The sequence below is a fragment of the Methyloceanibacter sp. genome (assembly GCF_051306395.1).
Lineage (GTDB): Bacteria > Pseudomonadota > Alphaproteobacteria > Rhizobiales > Methyloligellaceae > Methyloceanibacter.
On sequence record NZ_JBPPND010000113.1, the window covers coordinates 1 to 23,340 of the forward strand.

23 protein-coding genes are annotated in these 23,340 nt (G+C 63.3%); 10 read left to right on the forward strand and 13 right to left on the reverse strand.

Annotated elements, in window-relative coordinates:
* A partial coding sequence (locus ACSLE4_RS06210) for a tyrosine-type recombinase/integrase (RefSeq protein ID WP_435903611.1) occupies nucleotides 1-1,001 on the reverse strand: 1,001 nt, incomplete at its 3' end.
* A gap of 361 nt (nucleotides 1,002-1,362) precedes the next feature.
* Nucleotides 1,363-1,626: a hypothetical protein gene (locus ACSLE4_RS06215; protein ID WP_435903612.1), complete on the reverse strand. Its 264-nt coding sequence runs from the start codon at nucleotides 1,624-1,626 to the stop codon at nucleotides 1,363-1,365.
* 164 nt (nucleotides 1,627-1,790) lie between these two features.
* Between ACSLE4_RS06215 and ACSLE4_RS06220 the strand changes: the two genes are divergently transcribed.
* Nucleotides 1,791-2,297: a hypothetical protein gene (locus ACSLE4_RS06220; RefSeq protein WP_435903613.1), complete on the forward strand. Its 507-nt coding sequence runs from the start codon at nucleotides 1,791-1,793 to the stop codon at nucleotides 2,295-2,297.
* Here the strand turns inward: ACSLE4_RS06220 and ACSLE4_RS06225 are convergent.
* Complete coding sequence (locus tag ACSLE4_RS06225; protein WP_435903614.1) at nucleotides 2,291-3,346, reverse strand: oxidoreductase; 1,056 nt, start codon at nucleotides 3,344-3,346, stop codon at nucleotides 2,291-2,293. The two genes, ACSLE4_RS06220 and ACSLE4_RS06225, sit on opposite strands and share 7 nt — an antisense overlap.
* 72 nt (nucleotides 3,347-3,418) lie before the next feature.
* Between ACSLE4_RS06225 and ACSLE4_RS06230 the strand changes: the two genes are divergently transcribed.
* The 5 genes from ACSLE4_RS06230 to ACSLE4_RS06250 all read left to right on the forward strand — a co-directional run bounded on the left by ACSLE4_RS06230 (nucleotide 3,419) and on the right by ACSLE4_RS06250 (nucleotide 8,741).
* Nucleotides 3,419-4,201 carry a cytochrome b/b6 domain-containing protein gene (locus ACSLE4_RS06230; RefSeq protein WP_435903615.1) on the forward strand — a complete coding sequence of 261 codons (783 nt, stop codon included), beginning with the start codon at nucleotides 3,419-3,421 and terminating at the stop codon, nucleotides 4,199-4,201.
* Nucleotides 4,198-4,953 (forward strand): molybdopterin-binding protein, encoded by a 756-nt coding sequence (locus ACSLE4_RS06235; protein WP_435903616.1) that lies wholly within the window; start codon nucleotides 4,198-4,200, stop codon nucleotides 4,951-4,953. The genes ACSLE4_RS06230 and ACSLE4_RS06235 overlap by 4 nt, the downstream gene beginning before the upstream one ends.
* A 468-nt stretch (nucleotides 4,954-5,421) precedes the next feature.
* A complete protein-coding gene (locus ACSLE4_RS06240) occupies nucleotides 5,422-6,711 on the forward strand; it encodes an ABC transporter substrate-binding protein (RefSeq protein WP_435903617.1) in 1,290 nt (429 codons plus the stop codon).
* A gap of 151 nt (nucleotides 6,712-6,862) precedes the next feature.
* The gene (locus ACSLE4_RS06245) at nucleotides 6,863-7,735 is read left to right on the forward strand and encodes a branched-chain amino acid ABC transporter permease (protein WP_435903618.1); all 873 of its coding nucleotides are present in this window, start codon (nucleotides 6,863-6,865) and stop codon (nucleotides 7,733-7,735) included.
* Complete coding sequence (locus tag ACSLE4_RS06250; RefSeq protein ID WP_435903619.1) at nucleotides 7,728-8,741, forward strand: branched-chain amino acid ABC transporter permease; 1,014 nt, start codon at nucleotides 7,728-7,730, stop codon at nucleotides 8,739-8,741. Before ACSLE4_RS06245 ends, ACSLE4_RS06250 begins: the two co-directional genes overlap by 8 nt.
* A 10-nt stretch (nucleotides 8,742-8,751) precedes the next feature.
* Here the strand turns inward: ACSLE4_RS06250 and ACSLE4_RS06255 are convergent, their stop codons facing one another.
* From ACSLE4_RS06255 to ACSLE4_RS06265, 3 genes are read right to left on the reverse strand one after another with little or no spacing between them, the layout of a single operon-like run.
* Complete coding sequence (locus ACSLE4_RS06255; protein WP_435903620.1) at nucleotides 8,752-9,342, reverse strand: hypothetical protein; 591 nt, start codon at nucleotides 9,340-9,342, stop codon at nucleotides 8,752-8,754.
* The gene (locus tag ACSLE4_RS06260; RefSeq protein ID WP_435903633.1) at nucleotides 9,335-10,039 is read right to left on the reverse strand and encodes an ABC transporter ATP-binding protein; all 705 of its coding nucleotides are present in this window, start codon (nucleotides 10,037-10,039) and stop codon (nucleotides 9,335-9,337) included. The genes ACSLE4_RS06255 and ACSLE4_RS06260 overlap by 8 nt, the downstream gene beginning before the upstream one ends.
* On the reverse strand, nucleotides 10,032-10,814 hold the full coding sequence (locus tag ACSLE4_RS06265) for an ABC transporter ATP-binding protein (RefSeq protein ID WP_435903621.1): 783 nt from the start codon (nucleotides 10,812-10,814) through the stop codon (nucleotides 10,032-10,034). The genes ACSLE4_RS06260 and ACSLE4_RS06265 overlap by 8 nt, the downstream gene beginning before the upstream one ends.
* Nucleotides 10,815-11,195: 381 nt before the next feature.
* Here ACSLE4_RS06265 and ACSLE4_RS06270 point away from each other — a divergent pair, with 381 nt between their 5' ends.
* Complete coding sequence (locus ACSLE4_RS06270; protein WP_435903622.1) at nucleotides 11,196-12,590, forward strand: NAD(P)-binding domain-containing protein; 1,395 nt, start codon at nucleotides 11,196-11,198, stop codon at nucleotides 12,588-12,590.
* Between the two features lie 70 nt (nucleotides 12,591-12,660).
* On the forward strand, nucleotides 12,661-14,976 hold the full coding sequence (locus ACSLE4_RS06275) for a DUF1989 domain-containing protein (RefSeq protein ID WP_435903623.1): 2,316 nt from the start codon (nucleotides 12,661-12,663) through the stop codon (nucleotides 14,974-14,976).
* A 60-nt stretch (nucleotides 14,977-15,036) separates the two neighbouring features.
* Here ACSLE4_RS06275 and ACSLE4_RS06280 read toward each other — a convergent pair whose 3' ends face one another.
* From ACSLE4_RS06280 to ACSLE4_RS06290, 3 genes are all read right to left on the reverse strand, one after another.
* Nucleotides 15,037-16,443: a sensor domain-containing diguanylate cyclase gene (locus ACSLE4_RS06280; RefSeq protein WP_435903624.1), complete on the reverse strand. Its 1,407-nt coding sequence runs from the start codon at nucleotides 16,441-16,443 to the stop codon at nucleotides 15,037-15,039.
* Nucleotides 16,444-16,715: 272 nt separating this feature from the next.
* Complete coding sequence (narL, locus tag ACSLE4_RS06285; RefSeq protein WP_435903625.1) at nucleotides 16,716-17,360, reverse strand: two-component system response regulator NarL; 645 nt, start codon at nucleotides 17,358-17,360, stop codon at nucleotides 16,716-16,718.
* Between the two features lie 10 nt (nucleotides 17,361-17,370).
* Nucleotides 17,371-18,573 (reverse strand): histidine kinase, encoded by a 1,203-nt coding sequence (locus ACSLE4_RS06290; protein WP_435903626.1) that lies wholly within the window; start codon nucleotides 18,571-18,573, stop codon nucleotides 17,371-17,373.
* Nucleotides 18,574-18,756: 183 nt separating this feature from the next.
* On the opposite strand from ACSLE4_RS06290, the gene ACSLE4_RS06295 reads away from it, so the two are divergent.
* Nucleotides 18,757-18,930 (forward strand): hypothetical protein, encoded by a 174-nt coding sequence (locus ACSLE4_RS06295; RefSeq protein WP_435903627.1) that lies wholly within the window; start codon nucleotides 18,757-18,759, stop codon nucleotides 18,928-18,930.
* On the opposite strand, the gene ACSLE4_RS06300 is transcribed toward ACSLE4_RS06295, so the two are convergent.
* On the reverse strand, nucleotides 18,927-19,346 hold the full coding sequence (locus ACSLE4_RS06300; protein ID WP_435903628.1) for a GFA family protein: 420 nt from the start codon (nucleotides 19,344-19,346) through the stop codon (nucleotides 18,927-18,929). The genes ACSLE4_RS06295 and ACSLE4_RS06300 overlap by 4 nt on opposite strands.
* 73 nt (nucleotides 19,347-19,419) lie before the next feature.
* Entirely contained in the window at nucleotides 19,420-20,151 is a 732-nt protein-coding gene (locus ACSLE4_RS06305) for a type 1 glutamine amidotransferase (protein ID WP_435903629.1), read from the reverse strand.
* Between the two features lie 119 nt (nucleotides 20,152-20,270).
* On the opposite strand from ACSLE4_RS06305, the gene gcvA reads away from it, so the two are divergent.
* On the forward strand, nucleotides 20,271-21,173 hold the full coding sequence (gene gcvA, locus ACSLE4_RS06310) for a transcriptional regulator GcvA (protein ID WP_435903630.1): 903 nt from the start codon (nucleotides 20,271-20,273) through the stop codon (nucleotides 21,171-21,173).
* On the opposite strand, the gene ACSLE4_RS06315 is transcribed toward gcvA, so the two are convergent.
* Nucleotides 21,170-21,625, reverse strand: coding sequence for an RrF2 family transcriptional regulator (locus ACSLE4_RS06315; RefSeq protein ID WP_435903631.1), 456 nt, complete (start codon nucleotides 21,623-21,625; stop codon nucleotides 21,170-21,172). The genes gcvA and ACSLE4_RS06315 overlap by 4 nt on opposite strands.
* A 119-nt stretch (nucleotides 21,626-21,744) precedes the next feature.
* Nucleotides 21,745-23,136 (reverse strand): formimidoylglutamate deiminase, encoded by a 1,392-nt coding sequence (locus tag ACSLE4_RS06320; protein ID WP_435903632.1) that lies wholly within the window; start codon nucleotides 23,134-23,136, stop codon nucleotides 21,745-21,747.
* Nucleotides 23,137-23,340: the final 204 nt, after the last annotated feature.

Sequence of the window (23,340 nt, forward strand, 5' to 3'; positions counted from 1 at the left end):
GGCGTGCCGACGTAGTGATCTCCGGTCTCAGCCGGGAAGACGAACGCCGACTTCCCCTTTGCCGGCAGTTCGTCCAGTGCAGCGATGGCAGCGCCTCCGATCGGCACAGTCTTCGCGCCCGTCTTTGAATCGCGGAGACGGAGGCAGCGGTTCGGAAGATCGACCTCGGACCACTCAAGGCCTTCGATCTCGCTTTTCCTACAGCCGGTTAGAAGCAGGAGGCGAATGACTGCCAACCCGAACGCGTTGTACCCCTCAAGGCGACAGGCTTCGAGAGCCTTACCCAAGCGTCCGATCTCTTCTGTGGTCAGGAACCGCTCAGACGATTTGTCTTTAAACCGTTCGACGCCGTGAACAGGGTTGGTCGCTAGCAGTCCGCGCCGGACGGCGAACGAAAGAATGCCTCCCAGCAATCCGACGGTCCGGGTCGCGGCCCCTTGTCCGCCTTTCACCACGGCGACGCCCCTCGCTTTGGTCTTCACGGTTCGCGCGGTCCTGCCCTCGGCCACCGCATGCAAGAACCGCTCGATCTCAGTCCGATTGAGGTTTCCGATTTTCGCCGACCCCAAGAGCGGCTTGATGTGCCGTTCGATTCGGCCGCGATCGATCACCAACGTGCTGGACTTTTTCATCCCGACGCCCTCAGCGAGATAGAGATCGCAGAGTTCAGCGACGGTGATTTCTAGCCGCTTGGCCTGTTTCTCAGACTGCGGATCCTCGCCCCTCGTGACGTTGGCCAACACGGTCCGAGCGGCGTCGCGGGCCTCGTCTGGCGTGAGGGTGCCGTGGCGTCCGAGGGAAACCTGCTGGAGCGTCCCAGTCCGTCCTCCACCGATCCGATAGCGAACGACATACGTGCGCACTCCGGCCGGCGACACGCGGAGCCCGAAGCCTTTCAAATCCACATCCCAGATCGTGTACCGATCAGGGCCGGGAAGGGCCGCGTCGACAGTCCGTTTGGACAGACGAACTGGCGGTCGTTCGCGAAGGGCAGTGGTCATCACGTGTTCCGGCTCCGGTCACCACGGGGTCATCACCGTAGGGTAACACACGAAATCGGACAGGAACCTACGTCACTTGAAAAGTGCGTGTTTTCTGTGCATTGTCGGCTTACGGGAACACAAGGGACGCTTCGTCTCTCGCCAAATCTGGCCCTCCGAAGGCAGGGGTCACAGGTTCGAATCCTGTCGGGTGCGCCACTTTTCCCTTCAGGATGACAAAAGGCCCGATGGCTCCAGGGGAGCAACCGGGCCTTGTCGACGCGGTCGGCCCCGGTCGCGTAGTGCGGGGCAGACTCGGAATTCGTAAGGCCTCCGGGCGCCGGGGCCAAGGCTCCGACGTCCCAGATTTGGGACGCCCGGGTCAGTCCAGGCCGTCCTCCGTCACCACGAAGGTGCGGCCTTCGGCGCGGGCCGCGGCGGCGAGGTCGTTCTGGACCAGATGCCAGCGGCGCAGACGTTCGAAGTCAATGGTGTGCTCGGGCGCGGCGTCCAGCCAGTCGGTAAAGGCGCGCTTCGCCTCGCGATATTTGGGGGCCGTGGGGTCAGGCACGGGCGGAATCTTGGGCAGACGGGTGGCGACGTCCGGCGGAATCGGGAAGTCGCCAGAACTCGTGGAGAGGATCATCGGCTGGGACTCGCTGGGGAGGAGTAGAATTCCCCATCTAGCGCAGCTCTGCCGCCCGGCGCCACCTTTCGGCGCGAACGGAGTTTTGCCAGATGCATCGCCCTGATATGGCCAAGCTCCTGAGGCTGGATCATTGACGGGATCGGAAGAGGGAGAGCGAGATCATGTTCAGGACCCGGACTTTGGCGGCCTCCGCCGTGGCGTTGAGCTTCGTGCTGGCTGCGAGCGCGGTCGCGGCGCAGAAGCCGACCGCCCAGAATCAGGCCCAGACCCGATCTGCGGACCAGGCCGACCAGCTTCTGAGCCAGGCCCAGCCCACCGCCGTCCCGCCACCCGTCAACGACGGCGAGGCCTATCACCGGGCCGACGACGCTCAGCAGGACCCGGCCGAACTGCGTACGACCCAGGCCCTCAACGACGAGATCACCTCGCGCAACGCGCTGGCCGAGAATCAGGAGCGGTCGGACCGCGCCAAATACGAAGAGGTCGTCACTGCGTCGACCCAGGCCCAACTGGCCTACGAGGAAGACGTGCGGCGGTCCGAAGCGGCCCAGAGCGACTGGCAGGCGGAGCAGGCGCGCTGGCAGGCCGAACGCGCCCGCTGGGAGGCCGACGTTCGGGCCTGCAACGCCGGCGACCGGACCCGCTGCGCCGCCCCACAGCGCTACTGACCGATCAGGACTTCCCGACGAGAGGCGGCGCTGCGAAGGCCGGCGTCCAGCACTTCCATGACCGACAGGGCCTGTCGCGGCGTGACCGGCGGCGGCCCCTCGCCACGCAGGGCCGAGGCGGTGCCGGCGTAGTAGGCGAGGTAGTCGCCGGCCGGGCCGGGGGCACGGCTGCGCTGGCCGGTCTCGCCGTCGACGAAGGTTCCGGGCTTGGGGTCAACGCCCCAACCTGGCGCGCCGACGACCAGGCCCGCCTTGGACTGATCCTCCTGCACGTCGAGGCCGGATTTCAGCCAGCTGCCCTTCGTACCGTGGACGACGAACCGGACGTCGGGGGCGGCGCAGACCATTGAGGCGTTCAGCACCACCCGCTTGTCGGCATAGCGCAACACGGCGTGGGCCCAGTCGGGCGTCCGACCGCCTGGGCGCTGGACGGCCAGATCGCAGGTGATGGCTTCGGGCCGACCGAACAGGGTCAGGATCTGATCGACCAGATGCGGACCAAGGTCCATCCAGACGCCGTCGCCGTCATTCTCGCGCCAGCGGTCGCGCACCAGGGGGCGGTGGCGGTCGTACCGGCTCTCGACGGTCACGACCTCGCCCAGACGGCCCGAAGCCAGCTCGGCCTGAAGCGCCAGGAAGTCGGCGTCCCAGCGGCGGTTCTGGAACACCGACAGCAACAGCCCCTTGGCCTCCGACAGCTCGACCAGACGGCGGGCGTCGTCGAGGGTGAGGGCGAAGGGCTTGTCGACGACGACGGCCTTGCCGGCGTTCAGCGCGGCCTGCGCCTGCGGGGCATGCAGGGCGTCCGGCGTCGCCAGGACGATCAGGGCGATAGTCGGGTCGGCCAGGACGGTCTCGAGGGCGGGCACGGCGCGGACGTCGGGCCAGTCCGCGTGCAGGGCGTCAGGCCGGGTGGTGACGACCGCATGTAACCTCAGGTCGGGGCAGGCCGTAATCAGGGGGGCGTGGAAGGTCTTGCCCGCATTGCCGTAGCCGACGATGGCGACGTTCAGGGGTGGTATCGAGGCAGCGTCTGGCGAACCGGGCATGGCGTAGTTCTAGCACGGCCATTGCCGGGATGGGGCCGCAGTGAGAGGGTCGGACACGATGGGAACGATGCGATGACCGATGACACGCTCGCCGGAGAGGTTGCGGTCGAGCCTCGCCCTGAGCCTCACGCCGACCGGCCTTTGCCCGGAGGTCGCACCGACACATACAGACATCCACCGCTGGTCAGGATCAGCCACTGGCTGAACGTCGTCGCCGTGGTCGTGCTGATCATGAGCGGGCTGAATATCCTGCTGGCCCATCCGCATCTGTACTGGGGCCTGCGCTCGACCTTCGCCGACCCCCTGTTGAGCATCCCGCCGCTGCCGAACTGGCTGCTGATCCCGCAGGGGAGGAACCTGGCGGAGGCGCGGCACTGGCATTTCTTCTTCGCCTGGGTCTTCGTCATCAACGGCCTGATCTATCTGGCCTACGGCTTCGTCACGCGCCGGTTCGGGCGCAGGCTGTGGCCGACGCCCGGTGACCTGAAGGGTTTCTGGCCGTCGGTGGTCGAGCACGCGAGGCTGCATTTCCCAAAGGACGACGAGGCGAGGACCTACAACGTCATCCAGAAGCTGACCTATGTGGCCATGGTCCTGGTCGTGCTGCCGATGATGCTGGTCACGGGGCTGTCGATGTCGCCGGGGTTCAATGCGATCGGCGGGATCCTGCTGGAGATCATGGGCGGGCGGCAGTCGGCGCGGACCCTGCATTTCATCTCGGGCGGGCTGATCGTCGGCTTCATCGTCGTCCATGTGGCCCTGGTGTTCTGGACGGGCTTCTTCAACAACATGCGGGCGATGGTCACGGGCTGGTTCGTGATCGAGCCCTCCAGCTCCGAGGGAGGCGGCCGATGAACCGGCGGACCTGGCTGACGCGGGCCCTGGCGACGGCGGGGGTCATGGCGCTGGCGGCCTGCGAGCGGGGCGTCTCCATCGGGGAGCGGCTGAGGGTCTCGGCCGAGGCGCTGACCTATCGCGTTCAGCGGCTGGTCGTGCCGAGAGAGGCCCTGGCGCCGGAATACGAGGTCGCCGACATCTCCCCGGACTTCAAGCCGAATGGGTCGATCGACCCGGCGGCGGCGGACTATGTGGCGCTGAAGGCCGGGGGATTCGCCGCCTACCGGCTGGAGGTCGGCGGGCTGGTGGAGCGGCCGCTGAGCCTGTCGCTGGCGGACCTGAGGGAGCGGCCGGCCCGGACCCAGATCACCAAGCACGACTGTGTCGAGGGCTGGACGGCCATCGGCCAGTGGACGGGGGTCCGGCTGGAAACCCTGCTGGATGAGGCCGGGCTCAAGCCCGAGGCCAGGTATATCGTCTTCCACTGTTTCGACGCCCTGACCCAGACCGAGGACGGGCCCCGCTACTATGAGAGCATCGACCTGATCGACGCCCGCCACCCGCAGACCCTCTTGGCCTACGACATGAACGGAAAGGTCCTGGGGGTTCCCCATGGGGCCCCGCTGAGGCTGAGGGTCGAGCGGCAGCTGGGCTACAAACAGGCCAAATACATCCGCCGGATCGAGGCGGTGGAGAGCTTCGACGATATCGAGGGCGGGCGGGGCGGCTATTGGGAAGACCGCGGCTACGAGTGGTACGCCGGGATCTGACCCGACACGAGCTCGTCCCCGCGGCGGAGTAGTATTTGCGCCGCAATAAACGCGCGAAGGGCATGCGAAACCGCATTATTGGCACGCAATTTCCGGGCAGGATGTTGAATCTTTAGGCATTTAAGAGCCGAGCGCCGTTGCGCAAGGTTTCGTGCTTGAAAAGCTGCCAATCGCCCGCGTGACGCCGCCTCTATTTTGCGTACCCCCTAATAGTTACTCCCTCAAGAGGATTGTCTCCGGAGGGTATAAATCCCGAAACTCCTAGGCGAATTCGCATTCCCAGCCATGCGGCGTGGCTGTGAAATGGTGGTGTGGACGTTACTTGAAGCAAGGGCGCCATGAGCAACAGGTCTGAGTCTTCTACCGCCTTGCCCGCTGCAACCGCCGCAATCCCGTTCGTAGGCAAATGAGTGTCAGGCCGGTCGCCCGTCTCCACGGTCGTCCCGCCATTCGACGTGGAGGGACCAAATGACAAAGTTTCAAATCAATCGCCGCGATTTTCTTTCGACCACCGCCGCCGCCACGGTCATGGCCGGCGTTTCCATGCCGAAGCTTGCATTCGCGGCCGACAAGGTAGTGAAGATCGGCTTCCTCGCGCCGCTCACCGGCGCGGTCGCCGCCTGGGGCAAGCCGGGCCTCGACGGCTGCAAGATCTGGGCTGACTGGGTCAATGCCGACGGTGGCATCAAGATCGGCGACGACGTATTGAAGATCGAGTTCGTCGCCTATGACGACGAGTACGATCCCAGCAACGCGCGCACCGGCGCGGTCAAGCTCATCAAGGAGGACGACGTCAAGTTCATCATGATGCTTGGCGGCGACCCCTGGCCGGGCGCGGCTCCCGTAGCGGAAAAAGAGAACATGCTGGTCTCGACGCTCCTGCCGAGCGACCTGTCGCCCGAGACGAAGATGCTGGTCGCGCCTTGCGAGGTGCACCCGATCTACAATGTCACCGGTGTCGAGTGGCTGGCGGAGAACAAGCCTGATCTGAAGACCGCGGTCATCTGCGCTCAAGACGACTCGCTCGGCAAGCCGTCGGTCGCGACCTATCTGGCGGCGTTCGAGGCGGCGGGCATCGAGGTTTTGGGCGATCCGATTTTCTTCGATCCGGCCACGACCGACTTCGCGCCGATCATGTCGAAGATGCTGGCCCTCAAGCCGGACATCATCTGCCTCGACACCTGCTACGCCGACTACGTGCATCCGCTTACGGAGCAGGCCTTCCAGCAGGGCTTTAAGGGGCAGATGATCTCCTGCACGGCCGACTTCTATCAGAAGATGGTCGAGAAGACCTCGAAGGAGTTCATGGAAGGCTTCATCTTCCAGTTCCCCGACTTCGACGATCCCAAGCTCAACGAGCCTCACGTCAACTTCAACAAGCCGAACGAGTTCTACGCGGAATACGTGAAGCGCTTCGGCGAGGGCGAGTGGGGCGCCGTGTCGTGGGAATATGCCTCGATCATGGATCTCTGGTCCGACGCCGCGCAACGCGCCGACAGCACGGACCCGGAGAAAGTGCTGGAGGCCATGAAGGTGGGCGGCACCGGCAAGCAAGCATTCGGCGAGGCCGATTGGTGGGGCAAGGAGCTCTTCGGCATCGACAATGCGCTCGTCGGCCTCTGGCCCGTCGTGGTCATCAAGGACGGCAAGGCCAAGATCCAGGATTTCAAGTCCATCCCGGCTTGGTGGGACAAGCACAAGGATCTCTTGATCAAGCACATGGAAGCGCTCGATCAGATGTACTATCAGCGCAGCTGAGCACGTCCTGCTGGGTGCAAGGTCTAGTCTAGCTTCCGAGACAGGATTTCCTGCGCTCCGCCAATGGCGGAGGGGCTGTTCATGCGCCTCGCGCTACCCGGTATAATACGTCCGGCACCGAGCCAAGCCTGGCGCATCACGGAGCCTTGTGATGACCGTTGAGTTGTTCCTTCAGACCGTTGTCAACGCGACCTACGCGGCGAGCTACATGGCGCTCATCGCCGTCGGCTTTGTGTTGATCTTCGGTGTGATGGGCGTGGTCAACTTTGCCCATGGAGAGCTCTATATGGCCGGCGCCTACGTGGTCGTGGCGCTGTATGCCGATCAAGCCCTCCCGTTCTTTGTTGCCGTCGCCGCGGGCCTGGTCTTTGTCGGGCTGCTCGGGCTTCTCATGGAGCTCGCGCTGTTCCGGCCATTGCGAGACAATCCACTCGGGGGGCTGATCGCCTCGATCGGCTTCCTTCTCATTCTGCAGACGATTGCGGTGCTCGGCTTCGGCGTTCGCATGGAGAATGTCCCGCCTTCGACCCAGGATAAGCTCGTGTTTCTGGACGGCGCGGTGCTCACCTATCAGCGGCTCTACGTCATCGTGGCGGCGGTTGGGTTGCTGACGGCGCTTTGGCTCTTCCTGCGCAAGAGCAAGTTCGGCTGGGCGTTGCGGGCTTGTGCGCAAGATCGGGAGGCCGCGGTCCTGCAAGGCATGTCGATCAACCAGACCGCGCGGCTTGCGATGTTCATCGGTGCCGCTCTCGCAGGCGTCGCCGGCGCGCTTACCGCGCCGCTCGTCTCGCCGACGCCGTTCATGGGTCACTCGGTCATCGTCACCGCTTTCATTATTATCATTGTCGGCGGGCTAGGCTCCCTCGAAGGCGCGGTGCTCGTCGCCATCCTCTATGCCTTTGTCCATACATTCGTGACCACGCTCTACGACGGGACGCTGGCCAATATCGTCGGCCTCCTGTTGATGCTTGCCGTCCTGATCGTCAAGCCGACGGGGCTGTTCGGAGCGAAAGAACGTGCCTAAGCCTAAGACCAATTCGACCATTGCCTGGGCCTTTGGCTTCGGTCTGCTCACGGTCGTTCTGATCGCGCTCCCACATCTTCTCTCGTTCTCGCAGCAGGAGATCCTGGTCTTCCTGGTCATCAACGTGCTGCTGGTCTGCAGCTATCGCCTTCTGACGCTGACCGGCGAATGGTCCTTGGCGCACGCGGTCATCATGGGCGTCGGCGCCTACACGTCGGCGCTTGCAGCCAAGCAGCTTGAGCTTCCCGTGCCGGTCGCCATGCTCCTCGGGGCGTCGATGGCCGGATTCCTCGCATTCCTGCTGAGTTTTCCGCTGTTCCGGATGAAGGGCTTTTACTTTCTCATCGGCTCCTTCGCCGCGGGCGAGGTGATCCGGCTGATGTGGAAGTGGAGCGATCTCACCTTCCTGTTCGGCGGGCCGAAGGGCATCAAGCGCATCCCGTCAATGCCCGACATCTTCTCGATCGATTTCTACGAGCCGGTGAACTACTACTACCTCTGCTTGGTCGTGGTCGCGGTCTCCCTGCTCATTCTCTATCGCGTCGAGCGGTCGCGGATTGGCCTGACCTTCCACGCCATCCACTGGCAGGACAAGCTCGCCGAGTCCGTCGGCGTCAATGCGTTCCGCTATCGCATGCTGGCATTCGTCATCTCGGCCTTCTTCGCAGGTCTCGCCGGCGCGCTTTATGCCCACTATGTGGGCGCTGTCGCCCCGAACCGGTTCGGCGTGGAAGAAATGGTCTATATTCTAATCTGGGCCATCGTCGGCGGAACCGCGACTTTCTATGGGCCGATCGTGGGCGTGGTGGCGCTCACCATCCTCAACGAGGTGATCCTGCGCTCGCTCGACGTGGACGAGATGCGTCCGATGTTTTACGGCGCGATCCTCATCATCTCCATCCTGTTCCTGCCGAACGGACTGGAAAGTTTGTTGCCGAAGATCAAGGGTTGGTTCGCCGGCCGCAAGGAACGGCGCGACGCCCTGGCGGAGCAACCGGCCGAGTAGGCGGCGTCTCTCAGAGGTCCGATACGGGCGGTGCCAGGAGCAGAAGCGCCGCCGCCATCAGCTTCCGCGTATCGTTGAGCATCGCGGGACGCTCCCGCCGCCAGACGGCCAGCGTGTCGCTAGCCGGGGCCGTAACAGCCGCATCCGGAGCGTTCAAGGCGTCGAGGCGCTTGACCGTTTCCGCGGCGATTTCCCGCCAGCGCTGCTGCCACAGACCGCGATAGGTATCCCGGTGGCGCGCTTCCATGCGCAAGTGGAACATGGAGCTGCGCGCGACCCGTGGAGCGTCCATGCGCGCGATCCAGGGAGCGGAGCCTTTCCAAACCTCCAGGGCCTTGGCGAAGAGCGAAGCCTTGGCCTGGTCGTCTCCCGTCAGGCTCAGGCACACGCCGTAATTCGCGAGGCTCGTGCCGAGGCGGGGATCGATCGGCTCGAAATTCGCCCGGGCCATCTGGAGCGCTTGCCCGGCTTCTTCCTTGGCGCGAAGGTAGTCGTTCTGCGCGGCCGCGTCGGTCGTGGCCTCGGCCGCCGTCTCCCAGGCGAGATCGGTCTCGCTCCAGCCGGCGTTCACGAGTTCTTTGAGGTCCCAGGTCTCAGGCACCGAGATACGCGCGCCTCACATGTTCATTGTCGTGCAGCTCAGGAGCCGGTCCTTCGAGGGCGATCTTGCCCGTCTCCAGCACATAAGCATAGCGCGCAAGCTTGAGCGCCAGTTCGGCATTCTGCTCGACAAGCACCACGGGGACGCCCCGCTCGACGATATCGCGAATGATGAGCGCCATTTCCTGGACCATGACCGGCGACAAACCCATCGAGGGCTCGTCCATGATCAGCATCTTCGGCCGGGACATGAGCGCCCTGCCGATCGCCAGCATTTGCTGCTCGCCGCCGGAAAGCGACCGGGCCCATTGTCCGCGGCGCTCCTTCAGACGCGGGAAGCGTTTGAACACGTCCTCGAGATCGGACTCGATTGCCGACTTGTCGGAGCGCAGAAAGGCTCCGGTGCGGAGATTCTCCTCGACTGTGAGATCGGGAAACACGCGCCGTCCTTCGGGGACATGGGCGATCCCGAGCGCCACGATCTTTTCCGGCGCAAGCGTGTCGATGCGCTTGCCCGCGAAGATGATCTCGCCTTGGCTGAGGCGCACGAGCCCCGAGATGGCCCGCAAGGTCGTGCTCTTGCCGGCGCCGTTGGCGCCGATGATGGTGACGATGCCGTCGTCGGGGACGGCCATGTTGACGCCCTTGAGGGCCGCGACCTTGTGGTAGTGGACCTCGACGTCGTTGATCTCAAGCAGCATCGCCCGCGCTCCCCAGATAGGCTTCGATCACGGCGGGATTGTTGCGCACTTCCTCGGGCGTTCCTTCGGCGAGGAGGGTGCCGAAATTCATCACCGTGATCGCGTCGCACAGACCCATCACGGCCTGCATGTCGTGCTCGATCAGCATGATGGTCACGCCTTGCTCCTCGCGCACGAGCTTCACCAGCTCGATCATCCGTCTTGTTTCTTCCGGGTTCATGCCGGTGAAGGGCTCATCGAGCAACATCAGCTTCGGATCCGCGGCGAGTGCGATGGCCAGGCCGAGGGCGCGCTGATGCCCGTGGGATAGATTGGCGGTGAGTTCGTCGGCGAGCTTCTCTAGTCCGAGAAACTCGAGGATGCCGTGGGCTTTCTGCTCCGCAGCCTCCTCGGAGGCCCGGTCGGTGCCGAGGATGCGTTTGATGAGACCGGCCTTGGCGCTGCGGTGACAGCCAAGACGGACGTTGTCGTGCACGCTGAGCTCGTGAAACAGGGTCGTGCCCTGAAAGGTCCGGATCAGCCCTAGCTCGGCGAGCGCGCTGGTGGCGCGCCCCGAGATGTCCTCTCCGAGGTAGACGACCTTGCCGCGGGAGGGAGCATAGAAGCCGCTGATGACGTTGAAGGTCGTTGTCTTGCCGGCGCCGTTGGGCCCGATCAGGCCGTGGATCGAGCCGGCTTGAACACTCAGGTTGAAATCATTGACGGCAACGATGCCGCCGAAAGTCCGAGCCAGGGTATGGACCTGAAGAATTGATTGCTCGGCGATTGTCATCGGCGCGGTCGGCCCCATTGAGCAGGCAGATCGAGGTGATTACCACACCTCTCGCGGCCCATGCATTCTTCCAAGATCGTACCTCCTTGGGGTTACTGAGAAGGAGGATGCGATCCGCAAAGCCGCCCCTAAGACCGGGCTGGCCCGACCAGACCTTTGTCAGACTTCGCTTGAGGCGAGGGCCAGTGTCAAAGCGATCCGGACAAAAGACAATTACTCTCCAAGAGGTAGGCCGGTTCTGCATAAGGCCCGAGGCTGCCGATCCGCGCCGAAGGATCGCCCTCTCTACCTAACCCTTTTGGGGTAACTAACCGAGGGAATTGTGGAGAAAGCTTCGCCGCGAGCAAGATCGAAAAGCGACAAGAAGGGGAGATGCACTCGATGGCGAATGACTCGAAAGATACGCGGCCGGGATCGATCAAGGACCAACGCGTATGCATCATTGGTGCGGGCCCGAGCGGCACAGCCCAGCTTCGCGCTTTCGAGGGGGCTGAAAAAAACGGAGCGGAGGTTCCGGAACTCGTCTGTTTCGAGAAGCAAGCGAACTGGGGCGGCCTGTGGAACTACACGTGGCGCACGGGACTGGACGAATATGGCGAGCCGGTCCATTGCTCGATGTACCGGTATCTCTGGTCGAACGGGCCCAAGGAATGTCTCGAGTTCGCCGACTACTCGTTCGAGCAGCATTTCGGCCGCGCCATTCCATCCTACCCGCCGCGCGAGGTACTTCACGACTACATCATGGGGCGGGCCGAGAACAGCGGCGCCAAACGTTACGTGCGCCTTTCGACGGCCGTGCGCTGGGTTTCGTACTCGCCGGAAACCCAAAAGTTCACGGTCACCGTGAAGAACCTTCCTGAGGACCGCATCTATTCGGAAGAGTTCGACTATGTCGTAGTGGCCAATGGTCACTTCTCGACGCCCAACATGCCGGAGTTCGAAGGGCTCAGTATGTTCCCGGGTCGCGTCCTCCACGCGCACGATTTTCGCGACGCGCTCGAATTCAAAGGCAAGGACGTCCTGTTGGTCGGGTCTTCCTATTCAGCCGAGGACATTGGCACGCAGTGCCATAAATACGGCGCCAACTCGATCACCTTCAGCTATCGCACGAAGCCCATGGGCTTCGATTGGCCCGAGGGTTTCGAGGAGAAGCCCCTGCTGACCAAGACCGTAGGCAACATCGCTCATTTCTCGGACGGTTCGACCAAGAAGGTGGACGCCATCGTGCTGTGCACGGGCTATCTGCATCACTTCCCCTTCCTGCCTGACGACCTTCGTCTGAAGACTCACAACAGGTTGTATCCGCCGGATATCTATAAGGGCGTCGTTTGGATCAATAATCCGAAGCTGCTATATCTCGGCATGCAGGACCAGTACTACACCTTCAACATGTTCGATGCGCAGGCCTGGTATGCGCGTGACGTGATACTAGGCCGGATCAAACTACCGGACCGGGCAGCCATGAAAGCCGACAGCGAGGCGTGGGTGGCGCGGGAAGAGGCCTGCACGACCGAAGACGAGAAGATCGACTTTCAAACGGAGTATGTCCGAGACCTTCTCCAGGCGACCGATTATCCGCCTCTGGATGTCGATCATGTTGGTGAGCTCTTCAAGGAGTGGGAACACCACAAGATGGAGGGTATCTTGACCTATCGGGACCGTTGCTATCCCTCGACGCTCACAGGCACGATGTCGCCGCAGCACCACACGCTTTGGATGAAAGCGTTGGACGATAGCCTTGGTGCGTTTCTGAAAGCGCCTGAGGCCGCCGAGTGAACGACGCGCCACGGCGACGAAGAAGCGGGTTTACCCGGGCGATCGCTCGGGCGCGTTTAAGGAGATAACCATGAGCCTCGTAGGGAGGGAGGTCTTGCCTGCCTCCTCCGTGAAGCCGACCACGCGCGTGCGCCGTATGCGCGTTGCGGGCGGCGGTGTCGTCGCCGTCAGCGTGCGGGCGGGCGACAAGCTGAAGATCGTCGATCCGGAAGGACTTCAGCCGGGACTGCTCTACGCCATCTCCGAGACGGAAGGCGGCCAAGCGGTGATCCCGGCCTTGAGCCGGCTCGACGCACCGACACTCGATGCATCCTTGGCCGCGGCTAAGGATGGCAAAGCCGCCGCTGCCAATGCGGTGGCCACCCGCGGGGTCGCGGCGGAAGCCGTGCGCGGCGCGAGCGTCTTCGGCGAGGAGACCGCGCCGGGTACGCAAGTGCGCTTTGATATCGAGGCGGATGGCGTATTGCTCGTCTTCGCGCCTGGCGAGGCTATGACGCCGGACGCCCAGAACCCGCCGACCGAGCTCCTCGTGGAGATCACCCATGACCACGATGCGGAGCTCGACCCGCCGCCGCCGCTCGCCGAACCGAAGCTCGACCTCAGGATCGATGCGGCAACGGCCTCGGCCTATCGCGTAAAGGCGGGGGACTACATCCAGATCGTCGACGTCGAGGGGCGCCAATGCTCGGATTTTCTCGCCTTCGACGCGGCGGCATTGGAGAACGGTACGGAGAACGGCCTCGACGCCACCACGACACATTCATTGATGGGCACGGCGGCGCCGGGCCCCGGCCTCCATTCGAAATACTTCGACCAGACGCAGAAGCCCCTGGTGGAGGTGATGCAGGACACCGTGGGCCGGCACGACACTTTCATGCTCGCCTGCAACGCCAAATATTACGAGGACATGGGTTATCCGGGGCATTCCAACTGCACCGACAACTTCAACAACTGCCTGTCGTCCTATGGGATCGCGCCGCGCAAGGGATGGCCGGCGATCAACTTCTTCTACAACACGTTCGTCGACGATAATGACGGCATCGGCCTGGACGAGCCCTGGTCGAGGCCGGGGGATTACGTGCTGCTGCGGGCACTGACCGATCTGGTCTGCGCCTCATCGTCCTGCGCCGACGATGTCGATCCCGCGAATGGCTGGCTGCCGACCGATATCCAGGTTCGCGTTTATGATAAGGACAACTCGTTTCCCAAGGGGAAGGCTCACCGCATGACGCCCGATGCCCAGCCGCGCATGACGCGCGAAAGCGGGTTCTACCCGCGCTTCGCCGAGCTCACGCGCAAGTTCGAAGATTATCGCGGGTTCTGGCTGCCCTCCTGCTTCTCCGATGTGGAGCCCATCGAGGAATATTGGGCTTGCCGGGAGAAGGCGGTGATCATGGATCTCAGTGCTCTCCGCAAGTTCGAGGTGACGGGTCCGGACGCCGAGGCCCTGTTGCAGCTCGCCGCCACCCGCAACATCCGCAAGCTCAGTCAGGGCCAGGTCGTTTACACGGCGTTCTGCTACGAGCATGGCGGCATGATCGACGACGGGACCATCTTCCGTCTGTGCCAGAACAATTTCCGGGTTGTTTGCGGCGACGAATATCTGGGCGTGTGGTTGCGCCAGCTTGCCGAGGATCGCGGCCTGAAGGTGTGGGTCCGCTCATCCACGGATCAATTGCACAATGTCGCGCTGCAGGGCCCGAACTCCCGGGACATCCTCAAAGAGATCGTGTGGACTCCGCCGCACCAGCCGACCATGGCGGAGCTGAAATGGTTCCGCTTCACCATCGGGCGCATCGCCGAGCAGCCGGTCGTGATCTCACGCACCGGCTATACGGGCGAGCTTGGTTTCGAGATCTGGTGCCACCCCGATGCGGCGACCAAAGTGTGGGACGCGATCTGGGAGGCCGGTCAGCCTTTCGGGCTGCGTCCCTTCGGCCTTCTCGCGTTGGACATGGTCCGCATCGAAGCCGGGCTGGTCTTCTTCGGCTATGAATTCTGCGATCAGACCGATCCGTTCGAGGCCGGCATCGGCTTCACCATCCGAAAGGACATGGAGGACGAGTCGTTTATCGGCTCCGAGGCCCTGATCCGCCGTAAGGCCAATCCTCAGAGAAAGCTGGTCGGTCTCGATATTGACAGCAATGACTGCGTCCATCACGGAGACCCCGTTTACAAAGGGCGGGCGCAGGTCGGCGTGGTGACCAGCTCCACGCGCTCCCCGATCCTGAAGAAGAACATCGCGCTCGCGAGACTCGACATCACGGAGTCGGAGCTGGGCACCGACGTCGAGATCGGCAAGCTGGACGGCCATCAAAAGCGCATCCCGGCCAAAGTCGTCGGCTTTCCACACTACGATCCGCAGAAGACCCGAGTGCGGGCCTAAGGCGCTTTGCGCACGGGGCTCCGCCCGCATCGCACTGACAGTTAGCGGAAAAGCGAAAGCCTAGCCGTTCGCGCGTACTTTTCGCGCCGGCTTTGAGGCGGGATCGATCTCAACCGTCTCGATGCGGCCCACGCCCACATTCCTGGCCCGCGCGGCCGCCGTCGAGGCCAAGGAAACGAGTTCGTCGGCGGATTCATGCCCCGTCGGCTTTGTGACGACCCCGATGCTGGCGGTCAGGAACATCTCGTTGTTGCCGTCCACGACGGGCGGGCGCAGCGCCTGTTGGATTTCCACCGCGAAAGCCACGGAGTCCGCATTCGCCTCCGCGCTTTCATGCAGGATCGCAAACTCGCTGTCGGTCCAAAGGCAAAGAGAGTCGATGGGGCTCAGCATCGCCTCGATGCGCTTGCCGACATCCAGGAGCGCACGTTCCCTGAACTCGGTACCGAGACTCTCGCGCCACTTGGCGAACTGGTCGAGGTGGACGACGAGCACGACAAAAGAATCGTGCGGCCGCGACTCTCTCCGGCGCAAGGCCATTTCAAGCCGATCCAAGAACAGGGTGGGAGTCGGCAGGCAGGTTCCCGGGTCGAGCAGACTGTCGCTTCTTAGGCGAAGCTGCTCATGCTTCTCCCGCGTGACGTCCGTGATGAAGCCCTCCACGCCGAGGAGTTCGCCGCTGATGGAGTAATTCCCCCGGCCGCGCTCGAGCACCCACTTCTCTTCGCCGCGCGCCGTTCGAATCCGGTACATGAGCTCGAAGGACCGATGCTCGCGTAACGAGACCTGGACGTTCTGCCAGACCTGCTCCCGATCTTCCGGAACGATCAAATCGGCATAGGTCAGGCGCTCGCTGTTGATCAAGGCCTCCGGCGGGTAGCCGGTCAGCACCTCACAGCCCTTGCTCATATATTCCATGGTCCACTGACGGTCGTTGCGGCAGCGATAAACCAGGCCGGGCAGGTTGTTGATCAGGGTTTCCAAGGTGCGATGGCTAGCTTCCTTGAGTCCCTCCGCTTGCACGCGATTGCCCACATCGAACAGCGTTCCGACAAAGCCCATGCAGCGCCCGTTGTCGGCCACCACAGCCTGTGCGCCGGCCTCCAAATGGACGGTTTTGCCGGAGCTGGTGAGGAAGCGCAGCACCAGCGCGGCCGTTCTTTGCGGGTCGTGCTTGCGGGCCTCCAGGAAGCGGAGCCAGCGCTCTTCGTCCTGCGGATGCAAATAGGCGGAGCGGCCGAGCGTCCGTGTCTCTTGCAGGGAGAAGCCGGTCAGGCGCGTCCAAGCCGCATTCACATAGCGCAGACTGCCGCTCGGGCCGGTGACGAAAACTACGATGTCGATCGCATCGACAAGGGGCGCAACGAGCGGCGTGGAGCCGGGGCAAAACTCGCTCGTGAGGCTGGTCGCCAACTCGTCACTTTCGACCAGGAGTTCGGTGAGGACCTCAATCTGCGCAGTCGACATGCTCGTGGCTTCTGTATGGGGTTCGATGGAGCGTAGCCAAGTTACACCATTGCAATATGCGCGGTGAGAAAATGAAGTAGGCAAGAGTAGTACTACCTTGGAGGTAGCCCGGGGTGTCCAGCTAGTCTGACTATTGTCAAGAATAGTGCGGGGTGATGTGGCAGGCCTTGACAAGGAAGGTGGGAGCCTGAGCGAACACACACAACTCGGACGCGCAACAGGAGCAGGAAAACGCCATGCGAGGTCTTGTCGGTCCGAATATCGCCGGCGTTTCAGGCCGTAGTGAGCGCCCAGACGGCGGCCTCGAGCCGCGACTGCAGGTTCAGCTTCCGCAGCAGATTTTTGACATGCACTTTCACGGTGCCGTCGCTGATATCGAGTTCGCGCGCGATGTGCTTGTTGCTCTTGCCGGCGGCGATCAAACGTAGGATCTGCCGCTCGCGTGCGGTGAGGCACTCCTCATCCGTAGGTGGCGCCGCTGGCGTGCCGTCGCGCATGGTGTCCAGCAGCATGCTCATCAACGGCTCGGTAAACACGGTTTCGCCGCGGGCCGCGAGCCGGAGCTTGTCGAGAATCTCTTCTGGCTCCGAGCCCTTGAGCAGGTAGCCCTCGGCGCCGGCGCGAACCGCCCTGATGAAGTCCTGCTCGGCGTCGGACACCGTGAGCATGATGACCTGGGTCTCGATCCCGCTGTCCTTGATCTGCTTGAGGGCGCTGAGACCGCTACTTTCCTTCATGTTGAGATCCATCAGCACCAAATCGGGCTTCAGCGAGGAGGCCAGCTGAACGCCTTCCTCGGCAGACGCGGCCTCGCCGACGACTTCGAAACCCTCTTGCGCCGCAATGAGCTGGGCCACACCGCATCGAAACAGCGGGTGATCGTCGACCAACAATACTCTGCATGACTCCGTATTCATGGCGAAATCCTCAGCCTACGATGGTACCCGATAGCGTGCTTCGTTCGCGGCAGCACCGGACATAGAGGCGCGTGCCGCCGCCCTCGCGATCCTCGACGCGCAAGTCCCCGCCGAGACTGCGCGCCCGCTCTTGCATTATGATGAGTCCATGATGCGGTTCGGCGTCCTGCATCGTCAGGCGCATGCCGATGCCGTTGTCCTCCACGCCCAAGCAAACGGTGCCGTCTTCCTTGAGGCGGGCCGAGACCCAGCAATAATTGGCGTGGGAGTGACGCACCACGTTGCACAGGGCTTCGCGAAGGATGAGCAGAAGCTGCATCTCTTCGGCCACTGTCAGCACGCCGACGGGAAGGCGATTGTCCAGATCGAAGGCAATGGAGCTGCGCCGCTCGAACTCGTCGATGGAGTCTTCCAGGGCCTGGGCGAAAGTCCTTCCATGCATCGTCAAGCGGAAGGTCGTGATCAATTCGCGCAGTTGCAGGTTCGCAGTGCTGAGGGTGCTGCGCACTTTTTGCAGCGCTGAGTCGACTTCCGAGGCGTGATCGCCGTCGCTCTTGAGCATGGTCTGTAGCAGGCTGACTTGCACTTTCAAATAAGACAGCGATTGGGCTAGAGAGTCGTGTAGCTCGCGCGCGATAGCGGCGCGTTCCTCGCTTTGCGCATTGCGCAGCTTCATGCGCGCACAACGCGCGCTGTAGAGGATGCCGGCCAGGTACTCGCCGTAGCCCGGCAAGGACTCCAAAGCCGATGACGGCACGGAGCTGCGGTCGCCGGCGAGCCGGAGCAGGAGCAGCCCGTGGCCGCACGGCCCCTGGTCGAAGAGTTGCGCTAGGATGGTCGATCCCGGATCTTCGGGATCGGCGAACGCTTCCGACGCCGTGGCGCTGCCGTTTTTCTGGTAGAGGCCACGCTCATCGGCGATGCGCATCCAGCGATCGCGATCGTCGGGCCCTATGCAGGCAAGAAGTGTGAGCTGGCGTCCGCTTTCGGTGCTGACGAAGATCGTGCCGGCCTCGGCGCCCGACAATTCAAGAATGTGAGAGAGTACCAGATCGAACGGCTCCGCGGAGTCGGGATCGGCGATCAGCTGCGTCAGCACCTTGTGAAGCAAATCGATCGCCCCGCGCGCGCCGCGCGCGCCCGGATCTTCCAACCGCAAGAGCCCAGCCGGCTTCTCCGCTATGGCGAGCTTCATGCCGCCACCGCCAGTCATCTGCGGTACCCTCCCGTCCTCCTATAGTCCGGGATACACAGTCCTCATTGTCCAGCACCGGCCTGTCGCTTACAGGCGTCTTTCGGACGCTCTATCCCGCTTCCGAACCGGCCCAAAGTGGCCGCGATTTCAGACAATGACCCGGCTCACTGCCAGTGAATTCAATATCATTGAATGATATTCATGACCAGGAGTTATGGTTTCGACGGCAGTGAGGCCGTATTGACTGACCAATACATGCTGGGAAGCAAGACGACCGCCGCGGGGATACTGGATATCGTGGGTGAAGCAGCCGCTTGGCGTTTCCTGGCGATCACGATCGAGCCGGGCCGCGAAACAACACCCACCGCTGGCTAAGCGTCCGGCTCGTCTCCCGCAGTCATGCTCCCGGGATATTTCACCAGATCGTCCGCGAGAGCATAGTAGTCGCCGGCATCGGCTACATAAATATGAGCCACCGTGCGCAGTTCGCTTGGCTCATCGAGTGTGCCTGCGGCGATCGCAACGTAGTCACCGCCGGCCGGCTCCCAGAACAGGCTCGCGCCGCAACGCGCGCAGAAGCCCCGCCGCGCCCGTGCCGAAGATTGGTACCACTGTAGGCCCTCGCTTGAGGTCAGCGAGAAATCAGATAGCGCCGCGCCCGTATACGCCGCGAAGTGACCATGGGTCCGCCGGCATTGCCCGCAATGGCAATTGACGACCTCGCGGAGTTCGCCGCTGACCGCATATTGGACCGCGCCGCAAAGGCAGCCGCCGCTATGATGCTCGCTCATCTTTCGTCACCTTTCTCGCCGGGTCGCCAAGTAGCAATTCGGCCCCGCGACGAAAGCGGGCGCGCTTCAGCAGTCAAGCGACCCGTTCGCCAGGCGTGTATGCCCTGACCCGTTCCAGCCAGGCATCGTAAAGCCGGTCCGTGAACTGGCGATGCATGGTGGCGCAGCGCTCGGCGAGGCGCTCGCGGATCTGCTCGATGGGCTGAACGCTGTCAGACGGCGGCGCGATGTCATAGCCGTAGAGGCGCAGCCATTCCTCCAGCATCGCGGCCGTTACCTCCGCATGCGCCACCGTGGCGACGCTGTTGCCCAGCGCGTAGGCCTGGTCCGGGCAGTACTCGCTGGAGTAGAGCGGCGCTGCGCCGGGCGGCAGGCTGAAGGCGTCGTGGTGCCAGATGAAGATGTCGAAACGATCGGGCGCGGCCTGGAGCCACTCCTTGGCGACCGGATTGTCGGCCTTTTGCACCGCGTACCAGCCGATTTCCTTCGCCGGCATTGGCGCGACGGCGCCCCCCAACGCTTTGGCGATGAGCTGGCTGCCCATGCAGTGACCCAGCATCGGAAAGTCTTTCGCCGCGGCGGTGCGGATCAGCGCCATCTCCTCGGCCAGCCAGGGATAATCGTCGTTGACGCTCATAGTGCCGCCCAAGAAGGCCAGTCCGGAAACGTCGTCGATCTGCTGCGGCACCCCATCGCCCCGTTCGATGCACACCAGCTCACAAGGGACGTCGTGGGCCGCGAGATATTCCTCGAGGCGGCCCGACTGAATCCAGTCCTCGTGGCGGAAGATGCGGATGGGTTTCATTCCGAAGGTCGCTCCACGTCCCGTATTGATTGGTGATGTCAGTTCACTAGTATTAGGCGGCAACATTTGGAATGCATAGCGAAGCCTTCTCACTAGCTGTCAAGGCAGGCTCACCAGTGATGGTTCACCCCATTCCGCCCTTGCCAAGCTTGCGGGCGTTCGAGGCGACCGGGCGGCTCCTGAGCTTCCGCAAAGCGGCGGAGGAACTGTCGGTCACGCGGTCGGCGGTCAGCCATCAGATCCACGCGCTGGAAGAGGGGCTTGGCGTGCGCCTCCTGGAGCGCAGCACGCGCGGCGTCTCGCTCACGCCCGCCGGCCAAGCCTTCCTTCCGGAAATCCAGGCCGCGCTGGACCGCCTCGCCGCCGCCATCGCGGACCTTCGGCGCCCGTCCTCCAACGAGCCCCTGACGATCAGCCTGCTCCCCACCTTTGCCGTCCGGTGGCTGATCCCGCGCCTTGGCGCGTTCAGACGCCGGCACCCGGATATCGAGGTGCGGCTGGACGCAAGTCTTGAGGTGGCCAAGTTCGCAGGCTCCGACGTCGATCTTGCGATCCGCTACGGGCGCGGTGATTGGCCGGGGCTGCATAGCGAGCGTCTCATCGCGGAATCCCTGATCCTGGTCTGCAGCCCGGCGCTGCGGCAAGGGCCGGCCCCGCTCAAAGAACCATCGGATTTGGCGCACCATGTGCTCTTGCACAACAGCTCCCACCCCGAGGACTGGTCGCTGTGGTTGAGGGCGGCCGCGGTCACGGGCATCGATCTGGACCGCGGTCCGAGCTTCGCCTATTCGGAGCTGCTGCTTCGCGCCGCCGCGGAGGGGCTGGGGGTGGCCCTGGTCCCAAGCCATCTGACGGAAGGGGACCTCGCCACCGGGAGCTTGGTGGCTCCTTTCGACTTCACCTATGACAGCGGCTTCAGTTACTGGCTGGTTTGCCCGTTCCATGCCCTCGACGATCGCCGTGTCGCGGCCTTTAGGGAATGGCTGCTTGGCGAGATTGATGGCCGCGGGATGCCTTCCTAACGGCGTGCGTCCGCGTGAGGCGCGATGGCCAGCAGATCGCGGAGAGCGGACCGCGGTTTGACGAGGTCGCCCAAGGTGTACTCGTCGAGAATTTTCATGAAGGCGTCGCGCGCGCGCTCCAGCGCCCGGCGCAACACGCAGCGCGGCCGCACGGCGCAATCGGCATCGACAGGCTCCAGGCACATCACGATCGCGAAGTCCGGTTCCGTGTAGCGGACCACATCGCCAAGTCCGATCTCCTGTGCGGGCTTCGCCAGCCGCAAGCCGCCACGGCGTCCGCGCACCGTCTCGATGTAGCCGCCGACGCCCAACTGGTGGGTGACCTTCATGAGGTGGTTTTTGGAGATGCCGTAGCTCTCCGCGATCTCCTCGATGGTCGCCAGCCCGTCGTCCTTGAGCGCCAGATACATCAAGAGCCGCAATGCGTAGTCGGTGTAGACGGTCAGACGCATTAGGTTTCTCCGGGTCAAGGCGCGGCGCACGGCCTTGCGGCATCCTAACATACATCAATAATCCATGTTTTTCCTTAGCTGACCGTCACAGTCATCGCCTGCGGCGGAAGAGGGCCGGATTACTGCGTCAGGCATGCGATGCAATCGCGATAAGCCTCGCGGATTGCGGGCTCTTTGGGATGCCGCCCGTCGCGAATGACCCATTTCCCAGCGACCATCACGTCGCGCACGGGGTTCTGCGTGCCCCCGAAAATCCAGGCATCCAGCGCGGTTTGAGGGACATGACCCAGGAGGACGTTTCTGTCGCCGTCGAGCATGACGAGATCGGCGCGCCGCCCTGGAACCAAGGCTCCGCCGCCTTGACCTGAGGCCTGTTCGCCGCCCGCCAGCGCGCTGTCGAACAGCACCCGGCCGCTATGGGAGCCCAGTCCGTCCGCTGGGCGAGCGATCACGTTGCGCCGGCGCAGTTCGAGCCGCTTGCCGTATTCGAGCATGCGGAGTTCCGCGGCGATGGAGGTGGAACATTGGCTGTCGGTGCCGATGCCCCAGCGCCCTTTGGCGGCGTGATAGTCCAGCAACGAGAAAAGGCCGTCGCCTAAATTGGCTTCGGTGAGCGGGCACAGCCCAACGACGGCGGCGCTGGCCGCGGCGCCCGCAAGCTCGGCTGCGTCGAGATGGGTGGCATGGACCAGGCACCATTTGCCATCGAGGCCGACGTTATCGAGCAGCCATTGCACCGGACGTGCGCCCAACGCAGCCTCGACCTCGGTGATCTCCTGGGTCGTCTCCGAGACGTGAATATGGAGCCGCGCCGCCGGATCGATGGCGTACACGCCCGCTACTGCGGCGCGCACCTCATCGGGAGCCACTGCCCTTAAGGAGTGCAAGGCGGCGCCGACATGTAGCGTCGCGCAGCGGTCGCGGCGGCTGCGCAACGTGTCTATGAGGGCGAGATATAGGTCCACACCGTGGACGAAGCGCAGTTGCGCTTTCTCCGGCGGCTTGCCGATGCCGCCGTGGGCATAGAGCACGGGCAGGATCGTCAATCCAAGTCCGGCCCGATCCGCGGCGGCGATCAGCCGGTCCGACATTTCGGCCGGATTGTCATAGCGGGCGCCGCCACTCTGGTGATGGACATAGTGAAATTCGCAAACGGAGGTGAAGCCGAATTGCAGCATCTCCAAATACGCCAACGACGCGATTGCTTCGTAGTCCTCCGGCGTGAGACGATCGACGAAGCGATACATCTGCTCTCGCCACGTCCAGAGATTGGCTTCGGCCCGCTCTCCGGTGACGTGCTCGGTGCGACCGGCAAGTCCGCGTTGAAAGGCGTGGGAATGAAGGTTCGATAGGCCGGGCACGCCGAAACCCGCCAGCGTCTGTGTCTCTTCAGACGTGGCGCGATGGCCGGACACGCGGACGATCACGCCGCGGTCGTCGATTTCGAGATATCCGGGCGAGAGCCAGCCCGAGGGTTGGTGCAGATGCTCGACTTCGTAAATCGTGGGCATGGCTAGAGATGGCTCCATCGCCGTCGAGCGAATGTCTTAGGTTGGCCAGGCGGCCATTGCCAGACTTTGAAAACCGGCTTTTTTCCGCGGTGATCCAGACCTCCGCCCGCAAGATCCGGAGGGCGCGCGAGGTCTGATGTTAACTATCAGAATGTTCAGTCTTGACTGAACAAACAAGATAGACCATATCTCCGGCCATGGAAC

Coding starts and splice junctions, on each gene's coding strand:
- ACSLE4_RS06215 (WP_435903612.1), bottom strand. CDS start 1,626: ATGATCCTCTCCACGAGTTCTGGCGACTTCCCGATTCCGCCGGACGTC.
- ACSLE4_RS06220 (WP_435903613.1), top strand. CDS start 1,791: ATGTTCAGGACCCGGACTTTGGCGGCCTCCGCCGTGGCGTTGAGCTTC.
- ACSLE4_RS06225 (WP_435903614.1), bottom strand. CDS start 3,346: ATGCCCGGTTCGCCAGACGCTGCCTCGATACCACCCCTGAACGTCGCC.
- ACSLE4_RS06230 (WP_435903615.1), top strand. CDS start 3,419: ATGACCGATGACACGCTCGCCGGAGAGGTTGCGGTCGAGCCTCGCCCT.
- ACSLE4_RS06235 (WP_435903616.1), top strand. CDS start 4,198: ATGAACCGGCGGACCTGGCTGACGCGGGCCCTGGCGACGGCGGGGGTC.
- ACSLE4_RS06240 (WP_435903617.1), top strand. CDS start 5,422: ATGACAAAGTTTCAAATCAATCGCCGCGATTTTCTTTCGACCACCGCC.
- ACSLE4_RS06245 (WP_435903618.1), top strand. CDS start 6,863: ATGACCGTTGAGTTGTTCCTTCAGACCGTTGTCAACGCGACCTACGCG.
- ACSLE4_RS06265 (WP_435903621.1), bottom strand. CDS start 10,814: ATGACAATCGCCGAGCAATCAATTCTTCAGGTCCATACCCTGGCTCGG.
- ACSLE4_RS06270 (WP_435903622.1), top strand. CDS start 11,196: ATGGCGAATGACTCGAAAGATACGCGGCCGGGATCGATCAAGGACCAA.
- ACSLE4_RS06275 (WP_435903623.1), top strand. CDS start 12,661: ATGAGCCTCGTAGGGAGGGAGGTCTTGCCTGCCTCCTCCGTGAAGCCG.
- ACSLE4_RS06280 (WP_435903624.1), bottom strand. CDS start 16,443: ATGTCGACTGCGCAGATTGAGGTCCTCACCGAACTCCTGGTCGAAAGT.
- narL (WP_435903625.1), bottom strand. CDS start 17,360: ATGAATACGGAGTCATGCAGAGTATTGTTGGTCGACGATCACCCGCTG.
- ACSLE4_RS06290 (WP_435903626.1), bottom strand. CDS start 18,573: ATGACTGGCGGTGGCGGCATGAAGCTCGCCATAGCGGAGAAGCCGGCT.
- ACSLE4_RS06295 (WP_435903627.1), top strand. CDS start 18,757: ATGACCAGGAGTTATGGTTTCGACGGCAGTGAGGCCGTATTGACTGAC.
- ACSLE4_RS06300 (WP_435903628.1), bottom strand. CDS start 19,346: ATGAGCGAGCATCATAGCGGCGGCTGCCTTTGCGGCGCGGTCCAATAT.
- ACSLE4_RS06305 (WP_435903629.1), bottom strand. CDS start 20,151: ATGAAACCCATCCGCATCTTCCGCCACGAGGACTGGATTCAGTCGGGC.
- gcvA (WP_435903630.1), top strand. CDS start 20,271: ATGGTTCACCCCATTCCGCCCTTGCCAAGCTTGCGGGCGTTCGAGGCG.
- ACSLE4_RS06315 (WP_435903631.1), bottom strand. CDS start 21,625: ATGCGTCTGACCGTCTACACCGACTACGCATTGCGGCTCTTGATGTAT.
- ACSLE4_RS06320 (WP_435903632.1), bottom strand. CDS start 23,136: ATGCCCACGATTTACGAAGTCGAGCATCTGCACCAACCCTCGGGCTGG.